Genomic DNA, 26,597 nt, shown 5'->3' on the forward strand with positions numbered 1-26,597 from the left:
TTGACCTCACATCCCACGACCTGAACAGGGCCCCAGTGCCCTGATGGACCACTGAAAGAGACTTCCATGGATGTAACCCGCACCCGGGCCCTGCGCGGCCCCAACCTCTGGAGCCGCCACATGGCCATCGAGGCCGTGGTGACCTGCGCCGAGAACGAGCGCGCTGTGGGCCAGATGGCCGGATTCGAAGCCCGCCTGCGGGCCCTGTTCCCCGCCATCGGCGCGCTGCACCCGGAAACCGGTGGCGGCGACGTATCGCTGGCCCACGTGCTGCAGACCGCCGCACTGGCCCTGCAGGCCCAGGCCGGCTGCCCCGTGACCTTTGCGCGCACCACCGCCACCACCGATGCGGGCGTGTACCAGGTGGTCGTCGAATACAGCGAAGAAGCTGTGGGCCGCAAGGCGTTTGAATACGCACAACAGCTCGTCGAGGCCGCACTGGGCAGCGGCAGCTTTGACGCGGACGCCGTGATCGCGGACCTGCGCGAACTGGACGAGGACGAACGCCTGGGCCCCAGCACCGGCTCCATAGTCGAAGCCGCCGTGGCCCGGGGCATTCCGTACCGCCGCCTCACACGCGGCAGCCTGGTGCAGTTTGGCTGGGGTTCCAAGCAGCGCCGCATCCAGGCGGCCGAGGTCGACTCGACCAGCGCCGTGGCCGAATCCATCGGCCAGGACAAGGACCTGACCAAGCGCCTGCTGCATGCAGCCGGTGTGCCCGTGCCCCTGGGCAAGCCCGTGGACAGCGTGGACGAAGCCTGGGAAGTGGCCCTGAAGGTCGGCCTGCCCGTGGTGGTCAAACCGCAAGACGGCAACCAGGGCAAGGGCGTCACCGTCAACATCACCGACCGCGCCCAGCTCGAAGAGGCCTACAAGAACGCCGCCGACTATGGCACCGTGATGGTCGAGCGCTTTTTGCCCGGCCACGACTTCCGCCTGTTGGTGGTGGGCGACCAGCTGGTGGCCGCCGCACGCCGCGAGCCGCCCCAGGTGCTGGGCGATGGCGAACACACCGTGCGCCAGCTGGTAGACGTGGTCAACCAGGACCCGCGCCGTGGCGAAGGCCACGCCACCTCGTTGACCAAGATCCGCCTCGATGACATCGCCGTGGCCCGCCTGGCCATGCAAGGCCTGACGCCCGAATCGGTGCCCGAAAAAGGCCAGCGCGTCATCCTGCGCAACAACGCCAACCTGTCCACCGGCGGCACTGCCACCGACGTGACCGACGACGTGCACCCCGAGGTCGCAGCCCGCGCCGTGGCCGCCGCCCAGATGGTGGGCCTGCACATCTGCGGCGTGGACATGGTGGCCGAGACCGTGCTGCGCCCGCTCGAAGAACAAGGCGGTGGCTTTGTGGAAGTGAACGCCGCCCCCGGCCTGCGCATGCACCTGGCGCCCAGCTATGGCAAGCCCCGCAACGTGGGGGCTGCCATGGTGGACAAGCTGTTTGCCCATGGCGACGACGGCCGCATACCCACCGTGGCTGTGACCGGCACCAACGGCAAAACCACCACCGCGCGCCTGATTGCGCACCTGTTCACCGCGCAGGGCCTGCGCGTGGGCATGACCAACACCGACGGCGTGTACGTGAACGGCCGCCAGATTGACAGCGGCGACTGCAGCGGCCCCAAGAGCGCCCGCAATGTACTGCTGCATCCCGAGGTGGACGCCGCCGTGTTCGAAACCGCACGGGGCGGCATCCTGCGCGAAGGCCTGGGCTTTGACCGCTGCCAGGTGGCCGTGGTCACCAACATCGGCGCGGGCGACCACCTGGGGCTGAACTACATCACCACGGTGGAAGACCTGGCCGTGCTCAAGCGCGTGATCGTGCAGAACGTGGCCCCCACGGGCTACGCCGTGCTCAACGCCGCCGACCCCATCGTGGCGGCCATGGCGTCTTCGTGCCCCGGCAAGGTCATCTACTTTGCGAGCGACCGCCACCACCCCGTGATGGTCACGCACCGCGCCCAAGGCCACCGCACCGTGTATGTGGATGGCGACTCCATCGTGGCCTCCGAAGGCTCGTGGCGCGAGACCATCCACCTGCGCGACGTGCCCATCACGCGCAACGGCAAGATCGGCTTCCAGGTGGAGAACGTCATGGCCTCTGTGGCCGCCGCCTGGGGCGTTGGCATGCCCTGGCAGACCATCCGCCGGGGCCTGTCGGGCTTTGTGAACGATAGCGATAACGCCCCTGGCCGTTTCAACATCATGGACTACCGGGGTGCCACCGTGATCGCCGACTACGGCCACAACCCCGACGCCATGCGCGCCCTGGTGCAGGCCGTGGACGCCCTGCCCGGCAAGCGCCGCAGCGTGGTCATCAGCGGCGCGGGCGACCGGCGCGACGAAGACATCCGCGAGCAGACCGTGATTTTGGGTGCCGCGTTTGACGACGTGATCCTGTATCAGGACGCCGCCCAGCGCGGCCGCGCCGACGGCGAAGTGATGGCCCTGCTGCGCGAAGGCCTGGCGGGCGCCCCCCGCACCACGCATGTGGAAGAAATCCGTGGCGAGTTCATCGCCATCGACGCCGCGCTGGCGCGCCTACAACCCGGCGACCTGTGCCTGGTGCTTGTGGACCAGGTGGAAGAAGCGCTGGCCCACCTGGCCCAGCGCTGCACCGAAGGCGAGACCACGGAATGACCGCCGCGCGCACGCTGGCAGCTGCAGCCGCAGCCGCCGTGGCCGTTGCTGCACTCACCGCCCTTGCAGGCGGCGCAGCGCAGGCTGCAACTGCCGAAAAGATCGGCACCGTGGACACGGCCTTCCAATGGATCGGCCGTGACCACGACATCATCGTCGAGGCCTATGACGACCCCGGCGTGCAGGGCGTGACCTGCTACGTATCGCGCGCCCGCATTGGCGGCATCAAGGGTACGCTGGGCCTGGCCGAAGACCGCGCCGAGGCCTCCATCGCCTGCCGCCAGGTGGGGCCCATCAGCTTTCCCGAGCCGTTGAAAAAGCAGGAAGAAGTGTTCAGCGAGCGCATGTCCATCCTGTTCAAGCGGCTGCGCATCGTGCGCATGGTGGACCCGGCCCGCAACACGCTGGTGTACCTCACCTACTCCGACAAGCTCATCGACGGCTCGCCGCAGAACAGCGTGACCGCAGTGCCGGTGGACCGCGCCACCGCCATCCCGCTGCGCAAGTGACGGGCCCACGCGGCCGCCCAGGCACCGCTTACACATAAAAAAAGGGGCCCAAGGCCCCTTTTTTGATCAAAACCGCCGGTAGCGCTAGTGCAATATATCCCAAAAGCTATCAAATAAATAGCAATCAACCCTGCGTGGCAATCTGCCGCAGTGCCTGCTCAAACACCTCCACCGGCTGCCCACCCTGGATCAGGTGGCGCTCGTTGATGATGATGGCAGGCACCGAATGGATGCCGTTTTGCAGATAGAACTGCTCGCGTTCGCGCACCTCGTCGGCGTAGCGGTCTGAGGCCAGCAGCGCACGCGCCTCGGCCGCATCCAGCCCCACTTCGCTTGCCACGCGCACCAGCACCTCGTGGTTGCTCGGGTCCTGCCCGTCGGTGAAATAGGCCTTGAACAGCGCCTTCTTCAGCGCAGCCTGCACGCCCTTCTCTTCGGCCCAGTGCAGCAGGCGGTGTGCATCAAAGGTGTTGTAGATGCGGCTGCGCTTGTCCATGCTGAAGGTGAACCCGAGGGCCGCACCGCGCGCCGCGATGGCCTCGCGGTTCTTCTGGCTCTGCTCGGGCGTGGCGCCGTACTTTTCTTGCAGATGCTCGCCAATGTCCTGGCCCTCTGGCCCCATCTGCGGATTCAGCTCGAACGGCTGAAAGTGCAAGTCCAGCGCGACCTCGCCCTGAAGCCGGTCCGCCGCCTGCTCCAGCGCCTTGAGGCCGATGATGCACCAGGGGCAGGAGACATCGGAGACGAAATCGATTTTGAGGGTGGTGGTCATGGGTCAAGTCTGTGGATGGCAAGCCAGGATGGTAGGACGGGCTTCAAAACCGCGGAGGCCGCAGGCTTAATGAGCGCCTCCGGTAGCGATTGAAGCGCTGTCCAACCAGAGTGTGCCGCCAGTATCACACCACCATGGGCGTTGCTGCGCCGTCCATCGTCAGAACCACGCCCGTGACATAGCTGGCACGCTCGGACGCCAAAAAGAGCACCACGTTGGCAACCTCCTCCGGCTGCGCCAGGCGACCCAGCGGCACCTTGCTCGTGGCCTGCGCAAGCGCTTCCTGCTCCGAGATGTTGTGCATGCGTGCCGTGGCGATCATCCCTGCCTGCAATCGCTCGGTGTGGGTGGCGCCCGGGTTGACGGCATTCACGCGCACGCCCCTCGGCCCATAGGCGGCCGCCATGCCCGCGCTCATGAGCATCAGCGCCGCATTGGCGGCTCCGCCGGGCATGTGGATGGGGCTGGCGACCTTTCCTCCGGCACCAACCACATTGACGATGGCTCCCCGGCCCCGCGCGCCCATTTTCTTGACCACCAGATCCACCATGTGGACGTACGTGAAGAATTTGGCGTTCATCGCGTCGTGCCAGGCCTGCGCGCTCAGCTCCTCGGGCGGGGTGCGCCGGGCAGCCCCTGCAGAGTTGACCAGCACATCGACGTCCCCGAAGGCGGCTTCAGCGTCGACCAGCGCTTGTGCGGCCGACTCGGGCTGCTGCAGGTCCGCAGCATGAACGCTGATGCGCCCAGCGCTGCCATGGACATCCGCCGATAACCGACCACGTGCGGCCTCCAGGTGTTCGGTGCTGCGGGATACCAGGCTGACGCGCGCCCCTTCGGCCAGAAACGCCGCGGCACAGGCATAACCAATGCCTTTGCTGCCCCCCGTGATGAGGACATGCTTTTCCTTCAGATTCAGATCCATGGACTTGCTCCGAGAAAGGTGAAGTGTGCAGGACCAGCCGCCTCATTCGATCGATATGCCAGCCGCCTTCACCACGGCACCATACCGGTCCAGGTCCCGCTTGATTTCATCGCGGTATTGCTCGGCAGTGCCAGGGGTCGGCTCGATGCCCATCACACGCAATTTCTCGCGCACGGCGGCATCGTTCAGCACCGCGTTCAGTTCAGTGTTGAGTCGCGTGATGACCGCCGCAGGCGTACCCACCGGCGCCAGCAGCCCCACCCAGGAGTTGACGACAAAGTCTGGCACACCGCTCTCGGCAAACGTGGGCACATCGGGCAAGGCGCTGGTGCGCTGCGCACTCGACACCGCAATGGCCTTGAGCTTGCCGGACTTGATGTGCCCATGCGCGCCCGCCACCGCCGTGTACACCAGCGGGATCGTGCCTCCCAGCACATCGGTCATGGCCTGGCCGCCACCTTTGTAGGGCACGTGGGTCAGGTTGGCGCCGGTCCGGATCTTCAGTAGTTCACCAGCAATGTGGGGGGTGCCTCCCGTCCCCGAGGTACCGAATGAAAGGCCTCCTTGCTGGGTCTTCGACAGAGCAATCACATCGGCCAGACCCTTGACCGGCACGCCGGGGTTTGCCACCAGCACCAGGGTCGCATCCCCAATCTTGCCGACCGGCGCGAAGTCTTTGGCCGTATCAAAAGGCAGTTTGGAGAACACATGCGGATTGATCACCATGGTGCCGTCAAAACCCAGCACCAGCGTGTAGCCGTCCGCCGGCGCCGATTTGGCCAGCGCGGTGCCAATGTTTCCGGAGGCCCCCGGCTTGTTGTCCACCACAATCTGTTGGCCGAGGCGCTTGCCAAGACTTTCGGCAATCAGACGCCCGCTGGTGTCGGTGACGCCCCCGGGCGTGAAAGGAACAATCAGCCGAAGGGGTTTGCTGGGCCACACGTCCTGCGCGTGCGTGGCCTTGGGCATACCGGCCACCACGCCCAGGCACAGCAGCGCTGACAGGGCCAGCAGCATGCGCCGACGCGGCAGGGAGGACGCAGACCGCACATGGCTGTGTTGGATGAGAAATGGATGGGGCTTCATGTTTGTCTCCTTCGTGTTGTGCTTTGGTGTCGTCTTGTCGAGGGGTGAAAGGCTTCAGCTGGCGCGTGCTTCGCCAATCAGGGGGTCTCGGCGTACTGGCGTTCAAACGCCCAGACGTCCTCGAAACCCATGAGCTGCGTCAATTCCGCAAAGGGCATCAAGCCAGCGTCGCTGTTCACCGACGAGCCCGTGCGCTGAAACTGCGCATACACCGTCTTCATGGCCTGGGTGGCGGCCAGCAAGGCCGTCACCGGAAAAATGGCGAGCTTGTAGCCAATGGACTCCAGCTCGCTGTGCGACAGCACAGGCGTCCGCCCGCCCTCCACCATGTTGGCTAGCAGGGGCTTGTCCACGGTTTGGCCGATCTTTCGCATCTCTTCCTCGCTCTCGGGCGACTCGACAAAAAGGATGTCCGCCCCAGCGCGGGCGTACGCCTCTGCCCGGCGCAGGGCTTCATCGAGGCCGAGGCTGGTGCGGGCGTCCGTGCGCGCGATGACCAGGAAATCGGACGAACTGCGGCTGTCCACAGCAACGCGGATCTTGCGCACCATGTCTTCCATCGGGATCACCCGCCGGCCGGGGGTGTGGCCACATTTCTTGGGGTATTCCTGGTCCTCCAACTGGATGGCTTGCGCGCCAGCAGCCTCGTAGCCCTGCACCGTGTGGCGCACGTTGAGCAGACCGCCATAGCCCGTATCGCCGTCCGCAATCAGCGGGGAGCGGGCCATGCCGGCCATGGCCTTCACCCGCCCCACCATGTCCGAATACGTGGCCAGCCCGGCATCTGGCAAGCCCAGGTGCGAGGCCACCGTGCCAAAGCCCGTCATGTACAAGGCATCAAAGCCGAAGGTGTCGGCCAGCCGCAGCGACACCATGTCGTACACCCCGGGGGCGATCACCAGCCCGGGCTGGGTCAGGCGCTGGCGCAAAGAGATGGGAGCGGGCATGGAGGGCTTGGAAGAAGGAGCAGATTCAGACATAGCCATGGAGTAATGTTGCAAACAGGGTTGTGTGTAGGCAGCTACTGCACAGTACGTGCCAGCCCGCCCACCTGCTGTAAGGCATTGATTTGATTGGCTGTGCCCGCAGTAACGTCGTACAGCAGCGGCATGCATGTTTCACTACTCGCTCCAATGTTTCATATTTGTGTTTCAATCAAGAAAGAATGAAACACAACGATCGGTCGTTGAAACGCTTGCACAGCCAACGCATCGTCCGCGCAACCGTCCGCCCTATGCCAACCCCCGTCACACCACTTGCCAGCCGCCCTCGCCTTTGCTTCATGAGCTATCGCCAGATCCGGCTGATGGCCATGCCCATCGTGGCGGAGTACCGGGACAGAGCGGAGATCGAGGTGATCGATGGCAGCTTTGAGGTGGCGCTGGACCTGGCCCGCAAGCGGCTGGACAGCGGACTGGTCGATGTCTTTGTCAGCGCAGGGTCCAACGCCAGCCTGCTGCGCCGTGGGATCAGCGCCCCGGTGGCCACCATCCAGTTGAGCGGGTTTGACATCCTGCAGGCGCTCATCAAGGCCCGGGCAACGGCCGACCGCGTGGGCATCGTGATGTACGGCCACACCCTTCCGGAGCTGGAATCCGTCAAAGGTCTGTTGAACATCGATATCCACCAGTACGCCTACCAGACGCCCGACTCAGCCCGCGATTGCATCCGCCAGCTGCACAGCGATGGCATCCGCGTGGTCGTGGGCTCCAGCCTCGTGGTGGAACTGGCAGAAAACGCAGGCCTGGTTGGCCTGCTGGCGTATTCGCATGCCAGCATCCGCCAGGGCTTTGAAGACGCTCTGGAGCTGGCGCGGGTGGCGCAGCTGGAGGCCGGGCGATACGAACAACTCAACACGGTGCTGCACACGCTGCAAGAGGCAGTCCTGGCGGTGAATCAGTCCGAGCAGATCATTGCCATCAACCCGGCGATGCAACGCATTTTGGGCCTGGTGCGTGCGCCGCGCCTGGGTGAACCCCTCGCGTCCGTCACCTCCGATCTGTCGTTGCGCGAGACACTGGAAGGCGGCCAGCCCGAACATGGCGCGGTGCTGCGCCTGCAAGGCCGCGACTGGATTGCCAATCGCACGCCCATTTACGAAGGCGGCCACACCACGGGTGCGGCGCTGACCTTGTACGACGCGCGCACCATCCACGAGGCCGACAACAGCCTGCGTATTCAGCACCGCCGCAGCGACCACGCCGCGCGCCACCGCTTTGAAAGCTTGGCGGGGCAAGCCCCGGCGTTTTTGCAAGCCATCGCCAGAGCCTGCCGTTATGCCGCCACCGACTTCAGCGTACTGATCACCGGCGAGAGCGGTACCGGCAAAGAACTCTTTGCGCAGGCCATGCACAACGCCAGCCAGAGGGCGCGCCGCCCGTTTGTTGCCATCAACTGCGCCGCGTTCCCTGAGTCGCTGCTCGAAAGCGAACTGTTCGGCCATGAGGAAGGTGCGTTCACCGGTGCGCGCCGCGGCGGCAAGCGCGGGCTGTTTGAAGCAGCCCACACGGGAACCTTGTTTCTGGACGAAATCGGCGACATGCCACTCACGCTGCAAACCCGCTTGCTGCGCGTACTGCAGGAGCGGCGCATCACCCGCTTGGGGTCCGTCACGTCCATCCCGGTCGATGTGCGCGTGATAGCGGCAACCCACCAGCCACTGCTGCAGATGGTGAACGCGCGCCAATTCCGCCAGGACCTGTACTACCGGATCAACACCCTCACGCTGGCATTGCCCCCGCTGCGGGATCGCAAGGGCGACGTCCAAGTCTTGGCCGTGCGTTTGCTGGCCGACAGTCTGAGCCGGGTCGGCGTAACCGGCATCACAGCCGCTGAGGTATTGACCCAATTCGGAGATGCCATGGAACAGCATCCATGGCCCGGCAACGTGCGTGAGCTGGAAAACCTGTGCGACCGCATCGCCGTATGGCTGTCTCAGTACCGCCGCAGCGACAGCGTGGAGTGGAGCAGTCTGCGAGACGAATGCCCGGAACTCTTTGCGGGCACGCCACGCATCGAAGAAGCCCCAGACGCTTCAACCGCCACAGAGCACCCGCCAGAAAAACCTGACCGGCACACACGGGCCCTGGCGGCGCTGGAGCGCCATGGAGGACGCACCGGCGCAGCCGCTGCAGAGCTGGGGGTCAGCAGGTCCACGTTCTGGCGCTGGTGTCGAAAGCCGGTTTGAAAAGCGTCCGAACTTGCGCAGGCAACTGTCCACAAACAACCCGCCGACGAAGACCCGCCGTGAGAGCGGGCTGTCTCGACGCGCTACTGCCCATCGTGCCGCACCGCCGCAGCACTAGCTATTGGCACGCAACTCCGTCTTCAACACCTTCCCATAGGCATTCTTCGGCAGCGCCTCCACCCACCGGTATTCCTTGGGACGCTTGAACCGCGCAATGTGCTCCAGGCACAGTGCATCCAGCTCTGCCCCGGGCACTGCACCGCCCTCGCCAGCGACCAGGAAGGCCACCACCACCTCGCCCCATTCCGCATCGCGCTGGCCCACCACGGCCACCTCGCGCACCCGGGGATGGAGCAGCAGCACCTCTTCCACCTCGCGCGGGTAGATGTTGCTGCCGCCGGAGATGATCACGTCCTTGGACCGGTCCTTGAGGGTGAGAAAGCCATCGGCATCCAGCGCGCCCATGTCGCCGGTGTAGAGCCAGCCGTCGCGCAGCGTCTGCGCCGTGGCGGTGGGGTTGTTCCAGTAGCCGGGCATCACGGTGTCGCCGCGCACCACGACCTCGCCGGTCTCGCCAGCAGGCACAGGCTGGCCTGCAGTATCGACCACGCGCACCTCCACCAGCGACTGCGCCACGCCCACCGACACCATGCGCTCGGCCCAGCGCGGGTGGTCGCGGTCGGCCAACTGGGCGCGCGACAGGGCGGTGATGGTCATGGGGCTTTCGCCCTGGCCGTAGATCTGTGCAAAGCGGTTGCCCATCACGGCCAGGGCGTTGCGCAGGTCGTCGGCATACATGGGGCCGCCGCCGTAGACGATGGTCTTGAAGCCCGACACGTCGGCACCCGTGGCGCGCACATGGTCCACCAAGCGGTGCACCATGGTGGGTGCGGCAAACAGGGTGAGCTGGCCCACGCTGGCCGCCAACTGCACCAGCTCGGCCGGCTCGAACCCGCCCGACCGCGGCACCACATGCCGTTCGCCGCGCAGCACCTGGGCGTAGTTGTAGAGCCCTGCGCCGTGCGACATGGGTGCGGCGTAGACCATGGCGTCGCCGGGCAGGATGTCGTCCACATCGGTGAAGTAACAGGCCGTCATGGCCAGCAGGTTGCGGTGGGTCTGCATCACCCCCTTGGGGCGGCCGGTGGTGCCCGAGGTGTAGAACAGCGAGGCCACGTCGTGCGGCGCGCGGTCGCACACATCCATGGGCGTGTGGGCGACTGCGGCACGGTATGCGTCGGAGCCAAAGACCAGCACCGCGTCCTGCGGCGCCCCGGCCTCGTGCACGGCGGGGGCCAGCGCTTCAGAGGTCAACACCATGCGCGCGCCCGAGTCGGCCAGCACGTAGGCGAGTTCTTTGGCATGCAGCTTGTAGTTGACCGGCACCGACACGGCCCCCGCCCACAGGATGGCGTGCAGGGCCTCCAGGTATTCGGGGGCATTGGCTGCATAGATGGCCACGCGGTCGCCGGGGGCCACGCCGCAGTGTGTGCGCAGATGGGCGGCCAGCGCAGCGGTGCGGGCGGCCAGCGTGCCGTAGCTCCACAGCACCTGGTCGCCATGCAGCAGCGCGGGCCGGTGGGCGTGCAGCAGGGCGCTGCGGCGCAGCAGGTGGGCGATGTTCATCGGGCGCGCTCCAGAATGCTCACGTAGTTGGCCACGGCCGATCCGCCCATGTTGAACACGCCCGCCAGCGTGGCGCCGGGCACCTGCAGGTCGCCCGCCTCGCCCATGAGCTGCATGGCCGACACCACATGCATTGACACGCCCGTGGCGCCAATCGGGTGGCCCTTGGCCTTGAGCCCGCCAGAGGCGTTGACGGGCAAGCGGCCAGTGCGCAGCACGGTGCCGTCCTCCAGCAGACGGTGGCCCTGGCCTGCAGGCGCCAGGCCCATGGCCTCGTACGTGAGCAGCTCGGCGATGGTGAAGCAGTCATGCACCTCGGCCAGCGACAGGTCGTGCACCGCGCGGCCGGCCTGCTGCAGCGCCTGCTGCCAGGCGCGCCGGGGCCCTTCAAAGTCCACCACACGGCGGCGCGCCATGGGCAGGTAGTCGTTCACCTGCACCCGCGCCCGCAGGCGCACGGCGCGGGGGAAGTCGTCCACTGCATCATCGGCCGCCAGGATGACCGCTGCGGCGCCGTCAGACACCAGCGAGCAGTCCGTCTTGCGCAGGGGCGCGGCAATCATCGGGTTGCGGTCGGACACGGTGTTGCAGAACTCAAAGCCCAGGTCCTTGCGCATGTGCGCCCAGGGGTTGAGCGCGCCGTTGGCGTGGTTCTTGGCGGCGATGCGCGCCAGGGTGGCCGAATGGTCGCCATGCGCGGCAAAGTAGTCCTGCGCGATGGACGCAAAAATGCCCGGAAAGCCACCGGGCGGATGGCCCGCCTCGCCGGAGTAGCCGCAGTCGCCCAGGATGCGCGTGGTCTCGGCGCCGGAGACAGCGGTCATCTTTTCGGCGCCGATGACGAGGGCGACCCGGGCGCGGCCGGCTTCGATCGCATCACACGCGGCATAGAGGGCGGCCGAGCCCGACGCGCAAGCATTCTCCAGCCGCGTGGCGGGCTTCCAGCGCAGGGCGTCGTCGCACTGCAGGGCCAGCGACGAGGCAAACACATCGGGCGTGAAGCCGCCATTGAGGTTGCCCAGCCACACGCCATCCACCACCGTGCCGTCAATGCCCGCGTGCTGCAGGGCCTCGCGGCCCGCGCGGGTGATGAGGTCTTCCAGGCCCATGCCGTCCAGCCGGCCAAACGGCAAATGTGCCCAACCCACGATCGCTGCACCCATGTCCATCCTCCATTGATGTGCGCCACGACGGCGCGATGGCAGCACTGTAGGCAAGCCACGGCTGTCCGCACAGTCGCCGAACTACCCAAGGGAAAACCCGAAGCGCTGGCGCCATGCGGTGCCCGCGTCATCAATCCCCCACACGCTGTGGCGTTGAAACCGCATTGCCTAGACTGCACCTAAGAACCTGCCCACAAGCCACCGCACGACGCACTGCAAGCGGTGCGCAGCCCCTCCCACCTCTTTTTCCCGCACGACGACCATGACCTTGGACCAGCAAAAATCCATCCTCACCATCGCCCTTCTGGCCGCGTTTGCCGATGGCAACAAGGACGATGCCGAACGCGAAGAGATACGCCGCATTGCCCAGTCGCTCGCGGGCGACGGGGGCGTGGCCGACCTGCCGCGTATCTACCAGGACGTGCTGCTGCAGCGCACCAGCGTGCAGGCCGCCGTGCAAGGCCTGAGCGAGCCCATGCACCGCCAGCTGGCCTACGAAATGGCCGTGTGCGTGTGCGACGTGGATGGCCGCCAGACCGCAGCGGAGCGCGAGTTTCTGACCCGCCTCAAGGCGGCGCTGCAGCTGGGCGAGCCGCAGACGGCGGCATTTGACCAGCAAGCCGATGCGCTGGTGGACGTGGCCGAAAAGGCCGTGCCGATGGCGGTGCCCGTGGTCAGCGCTGCGGCAGCGCCCCTGGCGGCAGCCGCCACTATCCATTCCAATGCCTCGGATGCGGAGCTGGACAAATCCATCCTCAACTACGCGCTGCTCAACGGCGCTATGGAGCTGCTGCCGCAGTCGTGGGCATCGATGGCCATCATCCCGCTGCAGGTGAAGATGGTCTACGGCATCGGTAAGGCGCACGGGGTGGAGCTGGACCAGGGCCATATCAAGGAGTTCATCGCCGCCGCCGGCGTAGGCATGACATCACAGTACCTGGAGCAGTTTGGCCGCAAGCTGATGGGCGGCCTGCTGGGCAAGGTGGCGGGCCGCACCCTCGGCGGGCTGGGCGGCGCCGCCACCGGCATGGCGTTTTCGTTTGCCACCACCTACGCGCTGGGGCATGTGGCCAAGCGCTACTACGCAGGGGGCCGGGTCATGAGCACGGCCATGCTGCGCGAGACCTTTCAGGGCCTGCTCACGCCCGCCAAGCAGTTGCAGACGCAGTACCTGCCGCAAATTCAGCAGAAGGCGGCCACGCTGGACGCGGGCCAGATCATGGCCCTGGTGCGGGGCAAATAGTGAACGCTATTTAATTGATAGCTGCTTGCGCATATTCGACTAGCGCTTGCGGCCGATTTGACTTAAAAACCGCCCCGCAGGCATGCAGGGGCCTGCCCAGACGCCCCGCAGCGCACCGCCACGCTGCGCGCACCCGTTGCCGCCGCGCAGCACCTTGCGATTCGGCAGGTAACACACCGCCCGGTGCATGACAGAATCCGACCATGCTCGACCACACGGATCCTGTCGCCTCCATCATCCCGGCCATGTCGCTCGATTCGCCGTCCGACAACGCCATGGCCGCCATGTCGCGCCTGGCCCTGGGGCCCGTGAATACGGACTACTACCTGAAGGTGTTCGAGCGCTTTGACGACACGGGCCGCACGACCACCACCTGGAACTGGGCCGCTTGCCTGTGCACCCTGAACTGGATGCTGTTTCGCCAACTGTGGGGAGCTGCGCTGGTCTACGTAGCGGCGGCCGAGGGTTTGGCACTGATCGTGTTTGGCGTGGGCCGCTCGTTCTTGCACTGGCCCGTGGGCATCGAACTGGGCGTGCTGGGCGCCTTTGCGGTGCTGGCCTTTGCCGTGCCGGGGCTGTACGGCAACGCCATCCTGTACGCCGACATCCGCAAGCGCATTGCGCGCGCGCTGGCCGCATCGCGCACCGTGCCCGAAGCCTGTGCGCTGCTCGAAAAACAGGCCAGCTCGCGCAAACGGCTGCAGGTGCTGGTGCTGGCGAACGTGGTGCTGGGCCTGGCCGCACTGATTGCCTACCTGGCACTGTCCCCGTCGGACGTGAAGCCGCTGGCATTGGAGCCCGCCGTCACGGTGGCACAAGCCACGGCAGCCGCCCAGGCCGCTTCTGCAACCCACCCCGTGGGGGCGTTGCCGACGCCCGAGACCGAACAGACGCCCCCCACGTCTCCAACGCCTGCCGCCGAGGCCACCGCAACGCCTGTAGCGCCCCCGGCCTCTGCTGCGGCTTCAGCCCCCGCACCTGTGGCACCCGCGCCTGCAGCAGTCGCACCACCCGCCGCCACCACTGCTGCCCCCAAAGCGACCGAGCCCCCGGCCTCTGCACCGCCCGCCGCAGCCAAGGCCTCCACGCCGGTCACCAAAGCTTCCGCCCCCAAGCCCGCCACACCCGCAGCATCAACCCGCGCCCCCACGCCTGCGGCCAGCACCCCAGCGCCAACGCGCCGTGAGGCCGCCAGCCGCCCCGCTGCATCCGCCAAGCCCAAGGCCCCAGCGGCTGCAGCGTCCAGCGCCGACACCGCGCTGCCCACGGTGGGCACAGCCCCGGGCTACTACATCAACGTGGGCCTGTTTGCCGAGGAAGCCAACGCCCGCAAGACACAGGCGCGCCTGCTCAACGAAGGCCTGCCCGCGTTCCGCCAGGAGCTGAACAATTCCAAGGGCCGCCGCATCCGCGTGCGGGTGGGGCCTTACGCCACCCGCGCCCAGGCCGATACCGCGGCCGAGGCGATCCGCGCAATGGCGCTGGACGCCGTCGTGTTCAAGCAATAGCAATGTCTGGACGCGGCGCGTAGCACTGTCCTACGCACGCGAATGCCCGACGCCGACGCAGGGTCGCCGGGTCTGCCAGTACGCTGGGCGCACCACCACTTTGAGCGCCCGCACCATGCCGCGAAAGACCGCCCCGCACCACAACGCCACCCGCCGATGGGCCACCTTGGCAGCGCTGGCTGCAGGGGCCCTGCTGCTGACGGGCTGTGCCCCCTGGCGCATGTGGACGGCCGCCGACCTGGCCCGCGACGCCCGCCCCTATACCGCGCAGCCCCCGCAACCCACGCGGCGCGTGCTGGTGGTGGGCGACAGCACCGCTGTGGGCACCGGGGCCAGCACGGCAGCAGACAGCCTGCCGGGGCGCATGGGCCAGGACCATCCCCAATGGCGCATCGACAACCTGGCGGCCAACGGCGCCAAGTTTGGCGACGTGGTGCAGCAGTTGGAGCGCGCAGACGGCGGCTATGACCTGGTGCTGGTGCTGGCGGGTGGCAATGACGTTATCCGCTTCACCCCCGAGGACACGCTGCGCGATGAGGTACAGCAGGCCGTGGCGCTGGCACGCCGGAAGGGGCAGCAGGTGGTGCTGATGCCTTGTGGCAACGTGGGCCACGCGCCCTTTTTTGTGCCGCCCCTGTCGTGGGCCATGTCGCGCCGGTCCGAGGCGCTGCATGCCCTGGCGCGCGAGGTGGCCAGCGCGCAGCAGGTGCACTATGTGCGCTTGCTCAAGCCGCGCGACCAGGACCCGTTCGTGACCCGCAGCCAGGAGCTGAATGCCGCTGACGGCCTGCACCCCAGCAGCGCGGGCTATGCCGAGTGGTACCGCGAGCTGGTGGCACAAGGCGGGTTGAATGGCCTCACGCAGTAGCCCTTGTTAATCGTCCGTTGACTCGCTCTTGGACAGCCACTGCAGCACGGCATCGATGACCCACTGCGGGTCGTCCAGCGGCAGGTCGTGCCCCGCCCACGGATGCAACTGCAGCGGCAGCCCCCAGGCCTGCGCAATGGCCTGCGAGCATTGGCTGGACACCAGCCGATCCTTCTGGCTGCCCAGCAGCAGCACACGGTCCACGGGTGCCGCTGCAGGCGCGTGGTACCGCGCGGCCGCCACCAGCTGGCGCACTGCATTGCGGGCCGACACGGGCCGTTGCCTGCGCACAGCGGCCCACTGCGCCACCACACCCGCGGCGGCGGAGGGTGCGCTACGGCTGGAGATCTGCCACACCACCTGCTCCGCGGCCTCGGCAGATCGCCACCACCACGCCAGCCGCAGTAGCGGCGCGATGTTGTGCAGCTGCAGGCGATGCCAGAACGGGCTGAACGGCCGCAAGCTGGTGTTGATGAGCGCGCAGCCCGCCACCTCGTGCGGCGCCACGCGTGCCCATTCGGTGGCCACCATCGCACCCAGCGACATGGCCAGCAGGTGGTAGGGGGGGGCCACGGCGCGCCGCGCCAACTCTGCGCGGCAGGCCTGCACCATGCCTTGTACCGACCAGGGCGACGCCAGATGGTGGAACTCGCCGTTGCCCGGCAGGTCCAGCGCCAGCACGTCATCGCCAGGTACCGCTTGTAAAAAGCCCTCGGCAAATGCGCCCCAATGCGCGGCCTCGCGCGTCAGCCCGCGCAGCAGGATCCATTGGCGGGGTGGGCGCGCGGGCATCTCAGTACCACGCCGCCAGGGCATCGGCCCGGCGCTGTGCACGCTGCTCGGGCGCTGGCACCCATCGCGCATGGCTGCAGGCGGCGCGCGACAGAAAGTCGAGCAGCGACAGGTGCCGCCGTAGCACCCGCTGCTGGCGGTGGTTGATGAGCGGGTTGAAGATGCCGTTGCGCGAGAATAGCTGGCGCGGGTTCTTCTTGATCCACAGCCACGACCCCATCTCCAACGTGAGCGGCAAGAAGGTGTGCGCGGGCACATCGCGGCAGGCCTGCAGGTACAGGTGGTCCCACAGGTCGCCATGGGCGAGGTACTGCGCGCTCTGCGGCTCGATGATGTACTGGTGGTTGCTGTGCGCCTGCAGAAAGATGTCCTGCAGCGCATGCAGCTCGGCCAGGTGCGGAATGGGCCGGCGGGTGTGGGCAAACGGGAACCACAGCCGGTCCTTCACCCCAAAGCCCGAGTGGCAGTCCAGCGCAATGCTGAACGGCCGCGCCAGCAGCTGCTGCGCTACCACGTCGCACAGCGCCTGACTCTCGGCCTCCATGGGCTCACCCAGCCTGCCCCGGTACCAAGGAAGGCCCGCGCTCACGCGCTGCCCACCAACACCCCAGGGCACCGGGTCCACCGCATCGACGGGCGCGTTGCGCATCAGGTCCACCCCGCGCGGGTTGGCACGCGTGGCAGACCACATACCGCCGGGGTTGACGATGGGCATGAAGACCAGGCGCACCCGCTCCAGCTGCTGGTGCAAGGTGGTGTCCCACTGCAGGCGCATGACCACGTTCTGCAGGTAGGCAATGACCACCTCGGCACCAATGCGCTCCAGCCCATGCACGCCGCCAAAGAACCCCACCGCAGGCACGTCCAGCGCCGGGTTGCCCAACCCGATGGCGTAGATGGGCAAATGCGGCCCCGATGCCACAGCCACCTGCTGGACGACCTGCACCTCCAGATGAGGCGCCCCCAGGTCGAGGATTTTTTCCAGCGCCGCAAGCTCGGGCAGCATGTTCAATGGTTGGGGGTAAGTCGGTGTGTAAAGCACGCCAGAGCGCGTGCCAAGCAGCGAGGATAGCGCCCGGGGCACGGCACGAACAGCGTTGCGGCGGGCCTGTGGGGTTTGCGCGAACCGACGCGAAACCGTCACACAACGGCGCTACCTTGCCAGCAGTTACCACCCTTTGGAAGAGGCGCACCATGCTCTGGAAACTGTTCGGACTGCAGCGGCTGCTCGATGAGCTGTTCGATGAACGCGGATGGCTGAGCCTGGACCTGCCCCGCACCACCGGCTGGGACCACGACGATGTACCCGCCATCGCGCAAGACTGAGGCCTACCGCTGGGCCATGGGCTGGGCGATGCTGGCCTGCGCACTGGCCTGGGGCGTGGTGGAGTTTCTGGCCCTGCAGCGCGCGCGCTGGCAGCTGTGGCGCGAGCGGCTGCACACGCCTGCCCACCATTAGCGAGACCGCCGTGAGCGACCGGCCGCAGGACCTGCACGAAGAGGTGGCGAACAGTGCGCTGCACGGTGCTGCGCTGGTGGGCGCCTGCCTGGCCGTGCCGCAGCTGCTGCAATCAGCCCCCGCCGTGCATCCTGCTGCCATCTGGGGCGTGCTGGTGTTTGGGGCCACCATGGCGCTGCTGTATGGCGCCTCCACCCTGTACCACGCACTGCCGCCGGGGCGGGCCAAGCAATGGGCGCAGCAGCTGGACCATGCGGCGATCCACCTGTTCATTGCGGGCAGCTTCACCCCGTTTGCGCTGAGTGCGCCAGGCCACAGACACCACATCGCGGCCCTGGTGCTGGTGTGGGTTGCGGCGCTGGCGGGCTGCTGGCTGCAGTTGCGCACGCGGCGCGCAGCACCTTGGCTCTCCACCGTCTTGTATGTGGCGATGGGTTGGGTAGCGCTGCTGGCGGCCCTGCCCCTGATGGCCCATGTGCCCGCCGTGAGTGCGGCTTGGCTGGTCATCGGCGGGGCTGCGTACACAGCTGGCGTGGTGTTTTTCGTAATGGATGCTGTGGTGCGCTATGCCCACGCTGTGTGGCATGGCTGCGTCATTGCAGGCACGGGCTGCCACGTGATCGCGGTGCTGGGCCTGCAGACGGTGACCTAGGGCCTGTTGACACTCATTTCGGGGATCGCGTTGTCCGGCCTGGGGGCTGGATGCAAGGCGCCGGTGCGCAGCAAGGTAGGAACCTTGCAAGCACGGGCAACGCCGCAGACGGCCCCCAGGCAGGGGCAACCCGAAGGGAAGGTCCTTGCCGGCGCGCCACTCGTCGTTGCGCTCCTGGCGTGTGCACATGCACAAGCGGCGTCGCGCGCCTAGATTGGCAAGCCGGCAAGGGCCTTCGCGACCCCGAAATGAGGGTCAACAGGCCCTGGCCAAGCCACCCAAAACGGTCGCAGCGCACGCGCCTGCAACCGCCTCGCGGGCCCTGCACCAGCAGGCAATGCCGCATCGATGCAACGGCTGCAAACACCTGCAGCATGCAGGCCCTATCGCGCCTGGCGTTATCGCACCTAAAATCACGCAGGTCCTCGCCCGCAGAGGCAGGGCCCATCGTCATTCCAATCAACGAAAAAACATCATGGCAACTGCAAAGAAAACTCCCGCTCCCGCAAAGAAGGTGGCCGTCAAGGCCGCAGCACCCGCCGCCAAGAAGGCAGCCCCTGCAGCCAAAAAGGCTGCGCCAGCCGCCAAGAAGGCTGCTGCGCCCGCCGCCAAGCCCGTGGCCGCTGCAGCTGCGCTGAAGCCCATCAAGACTGCGTTCAACAAGACCACGCTGGTCGCCCACCTGGCTGAACAGTCGGGCGTGGAACCCAAGGCCACCAAGGCCGTGCTGGCCGCGCTGGAAGCCGCCATCCTGGGCTCGGTGCACAAGAAGGGCTCTGGCGAATTCACGCTGCCTGGCGTGCTCAAGATCGGCCTGCAGCAAGTGCCCGCCAAGAAGAAGCGCTTTGGCAAGGACCCGTTCACGGGTGAAGAGCGCTGGTTCCCCGCCAAGCCTGCTTCGGTCAAGATCAAGACCCGCGCCCTGAAGAAGCTGAAGGACGCAACCGTCTGATGCACCCGGCGCCGCAAGGCGCTTGCGTCAGCAACAGGGGCCGCAAGGCCCCTTTTTCTTTGGTGGAGCTTGCAACGGCCGCGCGACGATGCCCCATGCACGCCCTGGGCCTTGCGCAATCAGGCCCTGATGACCCCTGGCGCCGCAGGATGGGCATACAACGCCTGCACCGCCGCAGCGCGGCGTGAGAGCACCGCCCCCTGGTTGATGTAGCCCTTGTCGGTGATCTCCCCGGCATCTGCATCGGGCGCGGAATCCATCACCATGGCCCGCGTGGGGCACTGCGAAGACCCCGCACCAGCATCGCGGCGCGCGCGCATCACGGCCTGCAGCGCTTGCTCCAGCCGCGCAGCGTCGGCGGCGCCGGCCGCAGACGGGAACACCAGCATGCCCACCTCGTCGCGGTCATGCCCGGTGAGCACGATGTCCTGCACCAATGGCGCCAGTTGCGACACCAAGTCCACCCGCAAGGTGCCCACCGACACCCAGCTGCCGCTGGACAGCTTGAAATCCTCCGCCACACGTCCGTTGAAGACCACGCCTTTGTCTGGCTGCTCCGCGTCCACCAGATAGCCCGCATCGCCAATGCGGTAGAACCCTTCGTGATCGAACGCGGCGGCCGTCTCGCGCGGCGCATTGCGGTAGCCCGCAAACACCGACACGCCCCGCACGCGCATCTCCAGCTTGCTGCCGTTGGGCACCAGCTTCAGCTCCAACCCCGGCAAGGGTGCACCAATGCAGCCTGCGCCCTCCAGGTGCCAGTGCGCGGTGGTGACAGCGGGCGCTGTCTCTGTGGACCCCCACGAGGTGGTGAGCCACAGCGGCTGCGCAGGGCGCACGCGCCGGGCAACGGCCTGCAGGCGCTGCCAGGTCGATGGAGCCAGCGCCGCTGCCGCATAAAAGGCGAGCCGCATGCGCGCCAGCACGTCGGCGGCCAGGCGGTCGTCGGCCTCCAGGAACGGCACCAGCATGTCAAAGCCCCGGGGCACGTTGAACAGCATGGTGGGCTGCACCTCGCGCAGGTTGCGCACCGTCTTGTCGATGAGCCCCGGCATCGGCCGCCCCTCGTCGATGTAGAGCGTGCCCCCGTGGCACAGCACCATGTTGAGGTTGTGGTTGCCGCCAAAGGTATGGCTCCACGGCAGCCAGTCCACCAGCACCGGCTTTTCATGCGCTAAAAAGCGCCATGCCTGGACCATCATCTGCTGGTTGGCGCAGAGCATGCGGTGGGTGTTGATGACCACCTTGGGCCGGCCGGTGGAGCCAGAGGTGAGAAGGTATTTGGCATGGTCATCGGGCAGCAGCGCCTGCATGGCCTGCTGCACCTGGGGTGTCTCCTGCCCGGCAAGCAGATGCTCCCAAGGCAGCGCCCCCGGACACGCAGCGGCGTTGCGGCTGAACACGCGCACGGCGCCACTATCCCAGCCTTGCAGGGCTGGCGCATAGACGCTGGCATCGGACGCATAGACCAGACTGGGCTCCAGCACCGACAGCATGCCGTGCAGGCGGCTGTGGTCCTGAGATCGTGCGTATGCGCTCGACAGCGAGCAGGGGGTGATACCCACATGCATGGCCGCCAGCATGAGCACCGCGTGGTCCACCGCGTTGTCGGACAGGATGGCAATCGGCCGCCCGGCGGGCAAGCGCAGGTCCAGCAGCGACTGCGCCACGGCGCCCACCTGGCGGCGCAACTGGGCATAGGTCAGGCTGCGCCAGCCCTCTGCGCTGTCGCTCCGTTCGGCCAGTGCCAGGGCATCAGGCGTCTCTTTGGCCCAGCGCTCCAGCCATTCCCCCACACAGCGGGCATAGGGTTGCAGCGCCATGGGAGAGCGCAGCGTGAAAGAACCATCGTCAAACTGGGTGCGCACGGCGCGCGCCGGGGCAATCTGGCGCTCGTCATCAAGAAAGGCTGGGTACATGGTGGGTTCTCGGGAGCGATGGAGGTTCAAACACTGAGGCGCTATGCCTCAGGCATCGAGATCGGGATCAGGTTGACCGAGCAGCCCAGACGCCTGCTTGGCGCGCAACAGCTCGATGAGCAAGGCATCCCGCCCACGGGCCAGATCGCTGGCCTGCCTGTCACCCAGCGCCTGCGCCACACCTTCGGTCACCTGGCGCTGCAAGGCTTCGGTCATGGACGGGGCGCCCAGGTCCTTCCACCAGCTTTCGATGGGGCCACCCAGGTGGGCCAGCAGGTGGGCGATGCCACCGTCGCCCCCAGACAGGTGCAGGTTCATGAACGGTCCCATCAGCGCCCACCGCAAGCCAGGGCCCTGCGAGATGGCGGTGTCGATGTCTTCCACGGTGGCCACGCCCTGGTCCACCAGGTGGAAGGCCTCGCGCCACAGAGCGGCCTGCAAGCGGTTGCCAATGTGCCCCTTGATCTCGCGCCGCACCTGGATGGGACGCTTGCCGATGTGGGCATAGAACGCCATGGCATTAGCCACCGCCTGGGGCGTGGTGCGCTCGCCGCCGCCCACTTCGACCAGCGGGATCATGTGCGGCGGATTGAACGGGTGGCCCAGCACCACGCGCCCGGGGTGCGCGCAATCCTTCTGCATGTCCGTCACCGCCAGCCCCGAGGAACTGGACGCCAGCACCACATGCGCCGGGGTCGCTGCATCCATGCGGCGGAACAGGTCCACCTTGAAGTCGAGCCGCTCGGGTCCGTTCTCTTGCACAAAGTCGGCCTGTGCCAGAGCGTCTTCCAGCCGCGCGTGAAAGCGCAAGCGCTGCGGGCTGGCGCCGGGCGCCAGCCCCTGCTGCGCCAGTGCCACCCAATGCGCAGCGACGGCTTCCCGCAGTCGCTGCTCGGCCCCGGGCGATGGGTCGGTGGCCTCCACGTCCAGGCCCCGCGCCAGAAAGTAGGCGGCCCAGCTTGCGCCAATGGTGCCGGTGGCCACTACGGCCACGCGCTTCACGGTGTGTGCCATGCGAGGCCTTTCAGGACTCGGCCGTGAAGCCAACCTTTTTCACCAGCGGCCCCCAGCGCTCGTACTCAGCCTGTTGCGAGGCCAACATCTCTGCGGGCGTAGAGCCTTTGGCGATGAGCCCCACCACGGCCAGGCTGTCCGTGACGGCCTTGTCCTTGATCGCGGTGTTGATGGCAGCGTTGGCGGCGGCCACCACGGCCGCTGGCGTGCGCGCCGGTGCGTAAAAGCCGAACCATTCCTCGGTCGTGAGTTCTGGAAAGCCCTGCTCTGCAAACGTGGCGACCTCGGGCGAAAACGGTGACCGTGCCTGGCCCGAGGTGGCGATCAGCCGCAGCTTGCCCGCCTTGTGGTTGGGGATGAAGTCTCCGCTGGGCGTGACCATCGACGCGATCTGCCCGCCCACCACATCGGTCACCCCCGGGATGGAACCGCGGTACGGCACATGCTTGAGGTCCACGCCGTTGTTCAAGCCCAGCAGCGCACCGATGAAGTGCGGCGTGGAGCCCGCTGCGGGTGAGCCGTAGTTCGCCTGCCCGGGGTTGGCCTTGGCCCAGGCCAGAAAGTCCTTCACCGTCTTGACGGAGGCGGGCACCAGCGGCCCCACGGCCAGACCGTGGTGCATGACGGCACCGATGGACACCGGCACAAAGTCCTTGGCCGGGTCGTAGCTCAGGCGGCTGTAAATATGCGGGTAGATGGAGGTGCACGAAAACGGCGACAGCGTGAGCACGCTGCCATCGGCAGGCGCGCCCTTGAGCGACTCCAGCGCAATGCGGCCGCCCGCGCCGGGCTTGTTTTCCACCACCGCAGGGTTGCGGGTGTAGGGCGATGCGGCCAGCTTCTCGCCCACCCTGCGCGCCACGCTGTCGCCCGCGCTGCCAGCAGGAAAGCCGTAGAAGATCTTGACCTGGTCGATGGTCTGCGCCCAGGCGGCCAGTGGCGACAAAGCCCCCAGCGCAGAGGCGCAACCGACGTGGTGCATGAACTGGCGGCGCGTGTGCATCATCATGTGTCTCCTGTGGATGGAGCGGTCATTATTTTTTGTAGCCCCGCGCCACTCAGTCATCGCGATGACATTTGGACTCAGGGAATACGCGCACGCGCCTGTACAGCACCCAGGGGCGCAGGAGACACTCTCACCATGTTGGTCAAACTGGCGCCCCCTACCCTCACCGATCTGCTGCTGCACTCCGCCTGGTTCCCGGCCCTGGACAGCGCCGCCCAGCAGCGGGTGATGGACGATGTGCGCGAGGTCGAAGTGCCCCAGGGCGGCGCGCTATGCCGGCGCGGCCACACCCCCGTGCACTGGTATGGCGCCATCGAGGGGCTGCTGAAGTGGACGGTGACCTCCGGCGATGGCCGCTCGGTCACGCTGGGCGGGCTGTCGGCGGGGAGCTGGTTTGGCGAGGGCACCTTGCTGCGCGGCACGCCGCGCACGGCCGACGTGATCGCACTGCGCCCCAGCCGCGTGGCGCTAGTGCCGATGGAGACCTTTGAATGGCTGCACGCCACGCAGCGCAGCTTTGACCACTTTCTGCTGCGCCAGATCAACGAGCGCATGCACTGGTTTCTGGGCAACTTCACGGCCTACCATTTGCTCGATACCGACAGCCAGGTGGCCCGTGCGCTCGCCGGCCTGTTCCACCCCTGGCTGCACCCGGGCAGCGACACGCACCTGCAGGTGTCGCAGGAGGAAATTGCCAACCTCTCGGGCGTGTCGCGCCAGCGCTGCAACGCGGCGCTGAAGCGGCTGCAGGCTGCGGGCCTGCTGGAGATTGAATACGGCGGCATCACCGTCACCGACCTGGAAGGGCTGCGGCGCCAGGTGGAATAGCGCTTTCTCTTGGACTCGCTGGGGCACGGGCTATTGCCCTGCCACCGCCCCGTCCGCAGCTATGCAGGAGTGTGGTGCGCTTGGATGAAGGCAACCGCAGCGGCCACCACCGCGTCAGGCTGGTCGCGGTGCGGAGAATGCGCGCAGTCCGGCAGCTCCAGCAGCCTGGTGCCCGGCACGCGTTGGGCAATGCCCCGGATTTGCGCCAGGGTGCCGTACTCGTCGTCACAGCCCTGGATGGCCAGCACGGGTGCGCCGATCTGGGCAACCTCGGGCTCGATGTTCCACGCACGGAAAGCAGGGTCCAGCCAGATACGGTTCCAGCCCCAGAAGGCGGAATCCACATCGTCGTGATAGCGCCCCAGCTTGTGGCGCAGATCGGTCTGTTCGTAGGCCTCCCGCGCGCGTTCGATGTTCCGCACCGTCACGTCTTCCACAAAGAGATGTGGCGCCATCACCACCAGCCCTTGCACGCGCTGCGGCCAGCGCGCAGCCATCAACAGCGCAATCGATGCGCCATCGCTGTGGCCAAAGAGCCAGGCGGCCTCCTGCACTCCCAGTGCATCGAGGAATGCAGGCACCACCTCATGTGCCTGCTGGTGCATGAAGTCCGGGCCCCACACCTCGTCCGGGCCCCGGGGGGTGGAGCGGCCATAGGCGGGACGGGAGAACACCAGCCCCCGCAACCCGACCGCATCGCACAGCTGGCGCGGGAAGTCCTTCCACATCGCTACCGAGCCCAGGCCTTCGTGCAAGAACACCACCAAGGGGGCGTCGCTGCGCTCGGGGGCTATCCACTGGTACTCGATGTGGACCGTGCGGTTGCGCCAGACCACGGGCACGCGCTCTGTGGCCCCCACAGGGCCAGATGCGGCGACGTTGGCATTCACGCCCGCTGCTCCAGTTCGCGCAGCCGAAAGCGCTGGATTTTGCCGGTGGCCGTCTTGGGCAGCTCGGGCAGGAACTCGATCAGACGCGGGTACTTGTAGGGCGCCAGGCGTTCCTTCACAAAGGCCTTGAGTTCATCTGGTGTGACCGCCTGCCCATCTTTGAGCACCACAAACGCCTTGGTCTTGGTCAGGCCGTCGGCATCCTGCGTGCCGATCACGGCGGCCTCCAGCACGGAGGTGTGCTGCATCAGCGTGGCCTCCACCTCGAAAGGGGACACATAAATGCCGCTGACCTTGAGCATGTCGTCGCTGCGCCCGGCGTAGGTGTAGTAGCCCTCAGCATCGCGCACATACTTGTCGCCACTTTTGGTCCACGCGCCCTGGAAGGTCTCGCGGGTCTTGGCGCGGTTGTTCCAGTACATCAGCGCAGCGCTGGGGCCCTGGATGTAGAGGTCTCCAATCTCGCCCTGCAGCACCTCGCTGCCGTCTTCGCCGCGCAGGGATATCTCGTAGCCCGGCACCGGTTTGCCAGTAGTGCCGTAGCGCACATCGCCTGGGCGGTTGGACAGGAAGATGTGCAGCATCTCGGTCGAACCAATGCCATCAATGATGTCGCAACCGAAATGGTCCTTGAATCGCTGTGCAATCTCGGCCGGCAGCGCCTCGCCCGCCGACGAGCACATGCGCAGCGCCACCGCGCTGCGGGAAGGCAGGCGAGGCGAGGCGAGCATGCCGGCGAACCCGGTGGGCGCCCCAAAGAACACCGTGGGCTGGTGGCGCGTCCAGCGCTCGAACGTGGCCTCTGGCGTGGGGCGTTCGGCCATCAGCACCACCGTGGCGCCTACCGACAACGGGAAGGTCAGGCTGTTGCCCAGTCCATACGCAAAGTAGAGCTTGGCGGCCGAAAAGCACACGTCCTTGTCGGTCAGGCCCAGCACCGCCTTGCCATACAACTCCGCCGTCCACCACAGACTGCCCTGGGTGTGCACCGTACCCTTGGGCTTGCCCGTGGAGCCGGAAGAATAGAGCCAGAACCCTGGCTCGTCAGGCCCCGTGCGCGCGGGTGCAGTCAGTGCGGGGGTGCTGGCAATGGCGGCCTGCATGTCCACAGTCCCTGCAGCCAACGTGCCCTGCGGCTGCGACACCACACAAGCGCGCACTTCGTGGTGGGGCGCCAGGGCCAGCGCCTCGTTCAGCACCGGCAGCAATGCTCCAGAGACCAGCGCCGCCTGCGCGCGGCAGTGCGTCAGCATGTAGGCATAGTCGTCGGGCTTGAGCAGGGTGTTGACCGCCACCGGCACCACACCGGCATAGAGGCAACCCAGAAACGCCACCGGCCAATCGCTGGTGTCCAGCATCAGCAGCAGCACGCGTTCCTCGCGCCGCACACCGGCGTTGGCCAGCACAGCCGCCAGCCGCCGCGCACGGTCTTCCAGCGCGCTGTAGCTCAGGGTCCCCTGGTCGTCGATGTAGGCAATGCGGTCACCCCGCGCGCGGTTCAGGGCGAACAGATGCTCTGCAAAATTGAACTGTTCTGGAAGGCTGTTCATGG

At 66.9% G+C, this 26,597-nt stretch carries 25 protein-coding genes; 12 read left to right on the forward strand and 13 right to left on the reverse strand.

Features of this window, described 5'->3' with window-relative positions; translation table 11 throughout:
* The first annotated feature begins 66 nt into the window (after window positions 1-66).
* Window positions 67-2,646, forward strand: a complete 2,580-nt coding sequence (gene cphA / locus ACOYR4_RS19455) for a cyanophycin synthetase (protein WP_422847743.1) — start codon at window positions 67-69, stop codon at window positions 2,644-2,646.
* On the forward strand, window positions 2,643-3,155 hold the full coding sequence (locus ACOYR4_RS19460; protein WP_422847744.1) for a CreA family protein: 513 nt from the start codon (window positions 2,643-2,645) through the stop codon (window positions 3,153-3,155). Before cphA ends, ACOYR4_RS19460 begins: the two co-directional genes overlap by 4 nt.
* 124 nt (window positions 3,156-3,279) lie before the next feature.
* On the opposite strand, the gene ACOYR4_RS19465 is transcribed toward ACOYR4_RS19460, so the two are convergent.
* The 3 genes from ACOYR4_RS19465 to ACOYR4_RS19475 all read right to left on the reverse strand — a co-directional run bounded on the left by ACOYR4_RS19465 (window position 3,280) and on the right by ACOYR4_RS19475 (window position 5,869).
* On the reverse strand, window positions 3,280-3,927 hold the full coding sequence (locus tag ACOYR4_RS19465; protein WP_015015664.1) for a DsbA family oxidoreductase: 648 nt from the start codon (window positions 3,925-3,927) through the stop codon (window positions 3,280-3,282).
* Window positions 3,928-4,051: 124 nt separating this feature from the next.
* Window positions 4,052-4,852, reverse strand: coding sequence for an SDR family oxidoreductase (locus ACOYR4_RS19470; RefSeq protein WP_422847745.1), 801 nt, complete (start codon window positions 4,850-4,852; stop codon window positions 4,052-4,054).
* 42 nt (window positions 4,853-4,894) lie between these two features.
* Complete coding sequence (locus ACOYR4_RS19475) at window positions 4,895-5,869, reverse strand: Bug family tripartite tricarboxylate transporter substrate binding protein (protein ID WP_422847746.1); 975 nt, start codon at window positions 5,867-5,869, stop codon at window positions 4,895-4,897.
* Here ACOYR4_RS19475 and ACOYR4_RS19480 point away from each other — a divergent pair.
* The gene (locus ACOYR4_RS19480) at window positions 5,754-6,071 is read left to right on the forward strand and encodes a twin-arginine translocation signal domain-containing protein (protein ID WP_422847747.1); all 318 of its coding nucleotides are present in this window, start codon (window positions 5,754-5,756) and stop codon (window positions 6,069-6,071) included. The genes ACOYR4_RS19475 and ACOYR4_RS19480 overlap by 116 nt on opposite strands.
* Here the strand turns inward: ACOYR4_RS19480 and ACOYR4_RS19485 are convergent.
* Window positions 6,016-6,885 (reverse strand): isocitrate lyase/PEP mutase family protein, encoded by an 870-nt coding sequence (locus ACOYR4_RS19485; protein ID WP_422847748.1) that lies wholly within the window; start codon window positions 6,883-6,885, stop codon window positions 6,016-6,018. The genes ACOYR4_RS19480 and ACOYR4_RS19485 overlap by 56 nt on opposite strands.
* A 335-nt stretch (window positions 6,886-7,220) precedes the next feature.
* Between ACOYR4_RS19485 and prpR the strand changes: the two genes are divergently transcribed.
* Window positions 7,221-9,125 (forward strand): propionate catabolism operon regulatory protein PrpR, encoded by a 1,905-nt coding sequence (prpR, locus tag ACOYR4_RS19490; RefSeq protein WP_422847749.1) that lies wholly within the window; start codon window positions 7,221-7,223, stop codon window positions 9,123-9,125.
* A gap of 114 nt (window positions 9,126-9,239) precedes the next feature.
* On the opposite strand, the gene ACOYR4_RS19495 is transcribed toward prpR, so the two are convergent.
* Both ACOYR4_RS19495 and ACOYR4_RS19500 read right to left on the reverse strand, forming a co-directional pair.
* Entirely contained in the window at window positions 9,240-10,751 is a 1,512-nt protein-coding gene (locus ACOYR4_RS19495; protein WP_422847750.1) for an AMP-binding protein, read from the reverse strand.
* Window positions 10,748-11,914, reverse strand: coding sequence for an acetyl-CoA acetyltransferase (locus ACOYR4_RS19500; RefSeq protein ID WP_422847751.1), 1,167 nt, complete (start codon window positions 11,912-11,914; stop codon window positions 10,748-10,750). Before ACOYR4_RS19500 ends, ACOYR4_RS19495 begins: the two co-directional genes overlap by 4 nt.
* A 262-nt stretch (window positions 11,915-12,176) precedes the next feature.
* Between ACOYR4_RS19500 and ACOYR4_RS19505 the strand changes: the two genes are divergently transcribed.
* The 3 genes from ACOYR4_RS19505 (at window position 12,177) to ACOYR4_RS19515 (ending at window position 15,533) form a co-directional block, all read left to right on the forward strand.
* The gene (locus ACOYR4_RS19505; RefSeq protein ID WP_422847752.1) at window positions 12,177-13,157 is read left to right on the forward strand and encodes a YcjF family protein; all 981 of its coding nucleotides are present in this window, start codon (window positions 12,177-12,179) and stop codon (window positions 13,155-13,157) included.
* 203 nt (window positions 13,158-13,360) lie between these two features.
* Entirely contained in the window at window positions 13,361-14,665 is a 1,305-nt protein-coding gene (locus tag ACOYR4_RS19510) for an SPOR domain-containing protein (protein WP_422847753.1), read from the forward strand.
* Window positions 14,666-14,780: 115 nt separating this feature from the next.
* A complete protein-coding gene (locus tag ACOYR4_RS19515) occupies window positions 14,781-15,533 on the forward strand; it encodes an SGNH/GDSL hydrolase family protein (RefSeq protein WP_422847754.1) in 753 nt (250 codons plus the stop codon).
* Between the two features lie 6 nt (window positions 15,534-15,539).
* On the opposite strand, the gene ACOYR4_RS19520 is transcribed toward ACOYR4_RS19515, so the two are convergent.
* Window positions 15,540-16,325, reverse strand: coding sequence for an alpha/beta fold hydrolase (locus tag ACOYR4_RS19520; protein ID WP_422847755.1), 786 nt, complete (start codon window positions 16,323-16,325; stop codon window positions 15,540-15,542).
* Between the two features lies 1 nt (window position 16,326).
* Window positions 16,327-17,331 (reverse strand): M14 family zinc carboxypeptidase, encoded by a 1,005-nt coding sequence (locus ACOYR4_RS19525; protein WP_422847756.1) that lies wholly within the window; start codon window positions 17,329-17,331, stop codon window positions 16,327-16,329.
* A gap of 188 nt (window positions 17,332-17,519) precedes the next feature.
* Between ACOYR4_RS19525 and ACOYR4_RS19530 the strand changes: the two genes are divergently transcribed.
* The 4 genes from ACOYR4_RS19530 to ACOYR4_RS19545 all read left to right on the forward strand — a co-directional run bounded on the left by ACOYR4_RS19530 (window position 17,520) and on the right by ACOYR4_RS19545 (window position 19,388).
* Complete coding sequence (locus ACOYR4_RS19530) at window positions 17,520-17,651, forward strand: hypothetical protein (RefSeq protein WP_255342784.1); 132 nt, start codon at window positions 17,520-17,522, stop codon at window positions 17,649-17,651.
* Window positions 17,626-17,784 (forward strand): hypothetical protein, encoded by a 159-nt coding sequence (locus ACOYR4_RS19535; RefSeq protein WP_172727655.1) that lies wholly within the window; start codon window positions 17,626-17,628, stop codon window positions 17,782-17,784. The genes ACOYR4_RS19530 and ACOYR4_RS19535 overlap by 26 nt, the downstream gene beginning before the upstream one ends.
* Window positions 17,785-17,794: 10 nt before the next feature.
* On the forward strand, window positions 17,795-18,436 hold the full coding sequence (gene trhA / locus ACOYR4_RS19540) for a PAQR family membrane homeostasis protein TrhA (protein WP_422847757.1): 642 nt from the start codon (window positions 17,795-17,797) through the stop codon (window positions 18,434-18,436).
* 475 nt (window positions 18,437-18,911) lie between these two features.
* On the forward strand, window positions 18,912-19,388 hold the full coding sequence (locus ACOYR4_RS19545; RefSeq protein WP_056637466.1) for an HU family DNA-binding protein: 477 nt from the start codon (window positions 18,912-18,914) through the stop codon (window positions 19,386-19,388).
* Window positions 19,389-19,507: 119 nt separating this feature from the next.
* Here the strand turns inward: ACOYR4_RS19545 and ACOYR4_RS19550 are convergent, their stop codons facing one another.
* The 3 genes from ACOYR4_RS19550 to ACOYR4_RS19560 are packed head-to-tail and all read right to left on the reverse strand — an operon-like array spanning window position 19,508 to window position 23,324.
* Window positions 19,508-21,307 carry a feruloyl-CoA synthase gene (locus ACOYR4_RS19550; RefSeq protein WP_422847758.1) on the reverse strand — a complete coding sequence of 600 codons (1,800 nt, stop codon included), beginning with the start codon at window positions 21,305-21,307 and terminating at the stop codon, window positions 19,508-19,510.
* Window positions 21,308-21,355: 48 nt separating this feature from the next.
* On the reverse strand, window positions 21,356-22,321 hold the full coding sequence (locus tag ACOYR4_RS19555; RefSeq protein ID WP_422847759.1) for a 3-hydroxyacyl-CoA dehydrogenase NAD-binding domain-containing protein: 966 nt from the start codon (window positions 22,319-22,321) through the stop codon (window positions 21,356-21,358).
* Between the two features lie 10 nt (window positions 22,322-22,331).
* Complete coding sequence (locus ACOYR4_RS19560; protein ID WP_404976527.1) at window positions 22,332-23,324, reverse strand: Bug family tripartite tricarboxylate transporter substrate binding protein; 993 nt, start codon at window positions 23,322-23,324, stop codon at window positions 22,332-22,334.
* 138 nt (window positions 23,325-23,462) lie between these two features.
* On the opposite strand from ACOYR4_RS19560, the gene ACOYR4_RS19565 reads away from it, so the two are divergent.
* Window positions 23,463-24,155, forward strand: coding sequence for a Crp/Fnr family transcriptional regulator (locus tag ACOYR4_RS19565; RefSeq protein ID WP_422847760.1), 693 nt, complete (start codon window positions 23,463-23,465; stop codon window positions 24,153-24,155).
* 59 nt (window positions 24,156-24,214) lie between these two features.
* Here ACOYR4_RS19565 and ACOYR4_RS19570 read toward each other — a convergent pair whose 3' ends face one another.
* Together ACOYR4_RS19570 and ACOYR4_RS19575 are read right to left on the reverse strand one after the other, a co-directional pair.
* On the reverse strand, window positions 24,215-25,045 hold the full coding sequence (locus tag ACOYR4_RS19570) for an alpha/beta fold hydrolase (RefSeq protein ID WP_422847761.1): 831 nt from the start codon (window positions 25,043-25,045) through the stop codon (window positions 24,215-24,217).
* Window positions 25,042-26,595: a benzoate-CoA ligase family protein gene (locus tag ACOYR4_RS19575; protein ID WP_422847762.1), complete on the reverse strand. Its 1,554-nt coding sequence runs from the start codon at window positions 26,593-26,595 to the stop codon at window positions 25,042-25,044. Before ACOYR4_RS19575 ends, ACOYR4_RS19570 begins: the two co-directional genes overlap by 4 nt.
* Between the last annotated feature and the right edge of the window lie 2 nt (window positions 26,596-26,597).

Origin of the sequence: Acidovorax sp. M14 (assembly GCF_049331375.1) — a bacterium.
Taxonomy (GTDB): domain Bacteria; phylum Pseudomonadota; class Gammaproteobacteria; order Burkholderiales; family Burkholderiaceae_C; genus Acidovorax.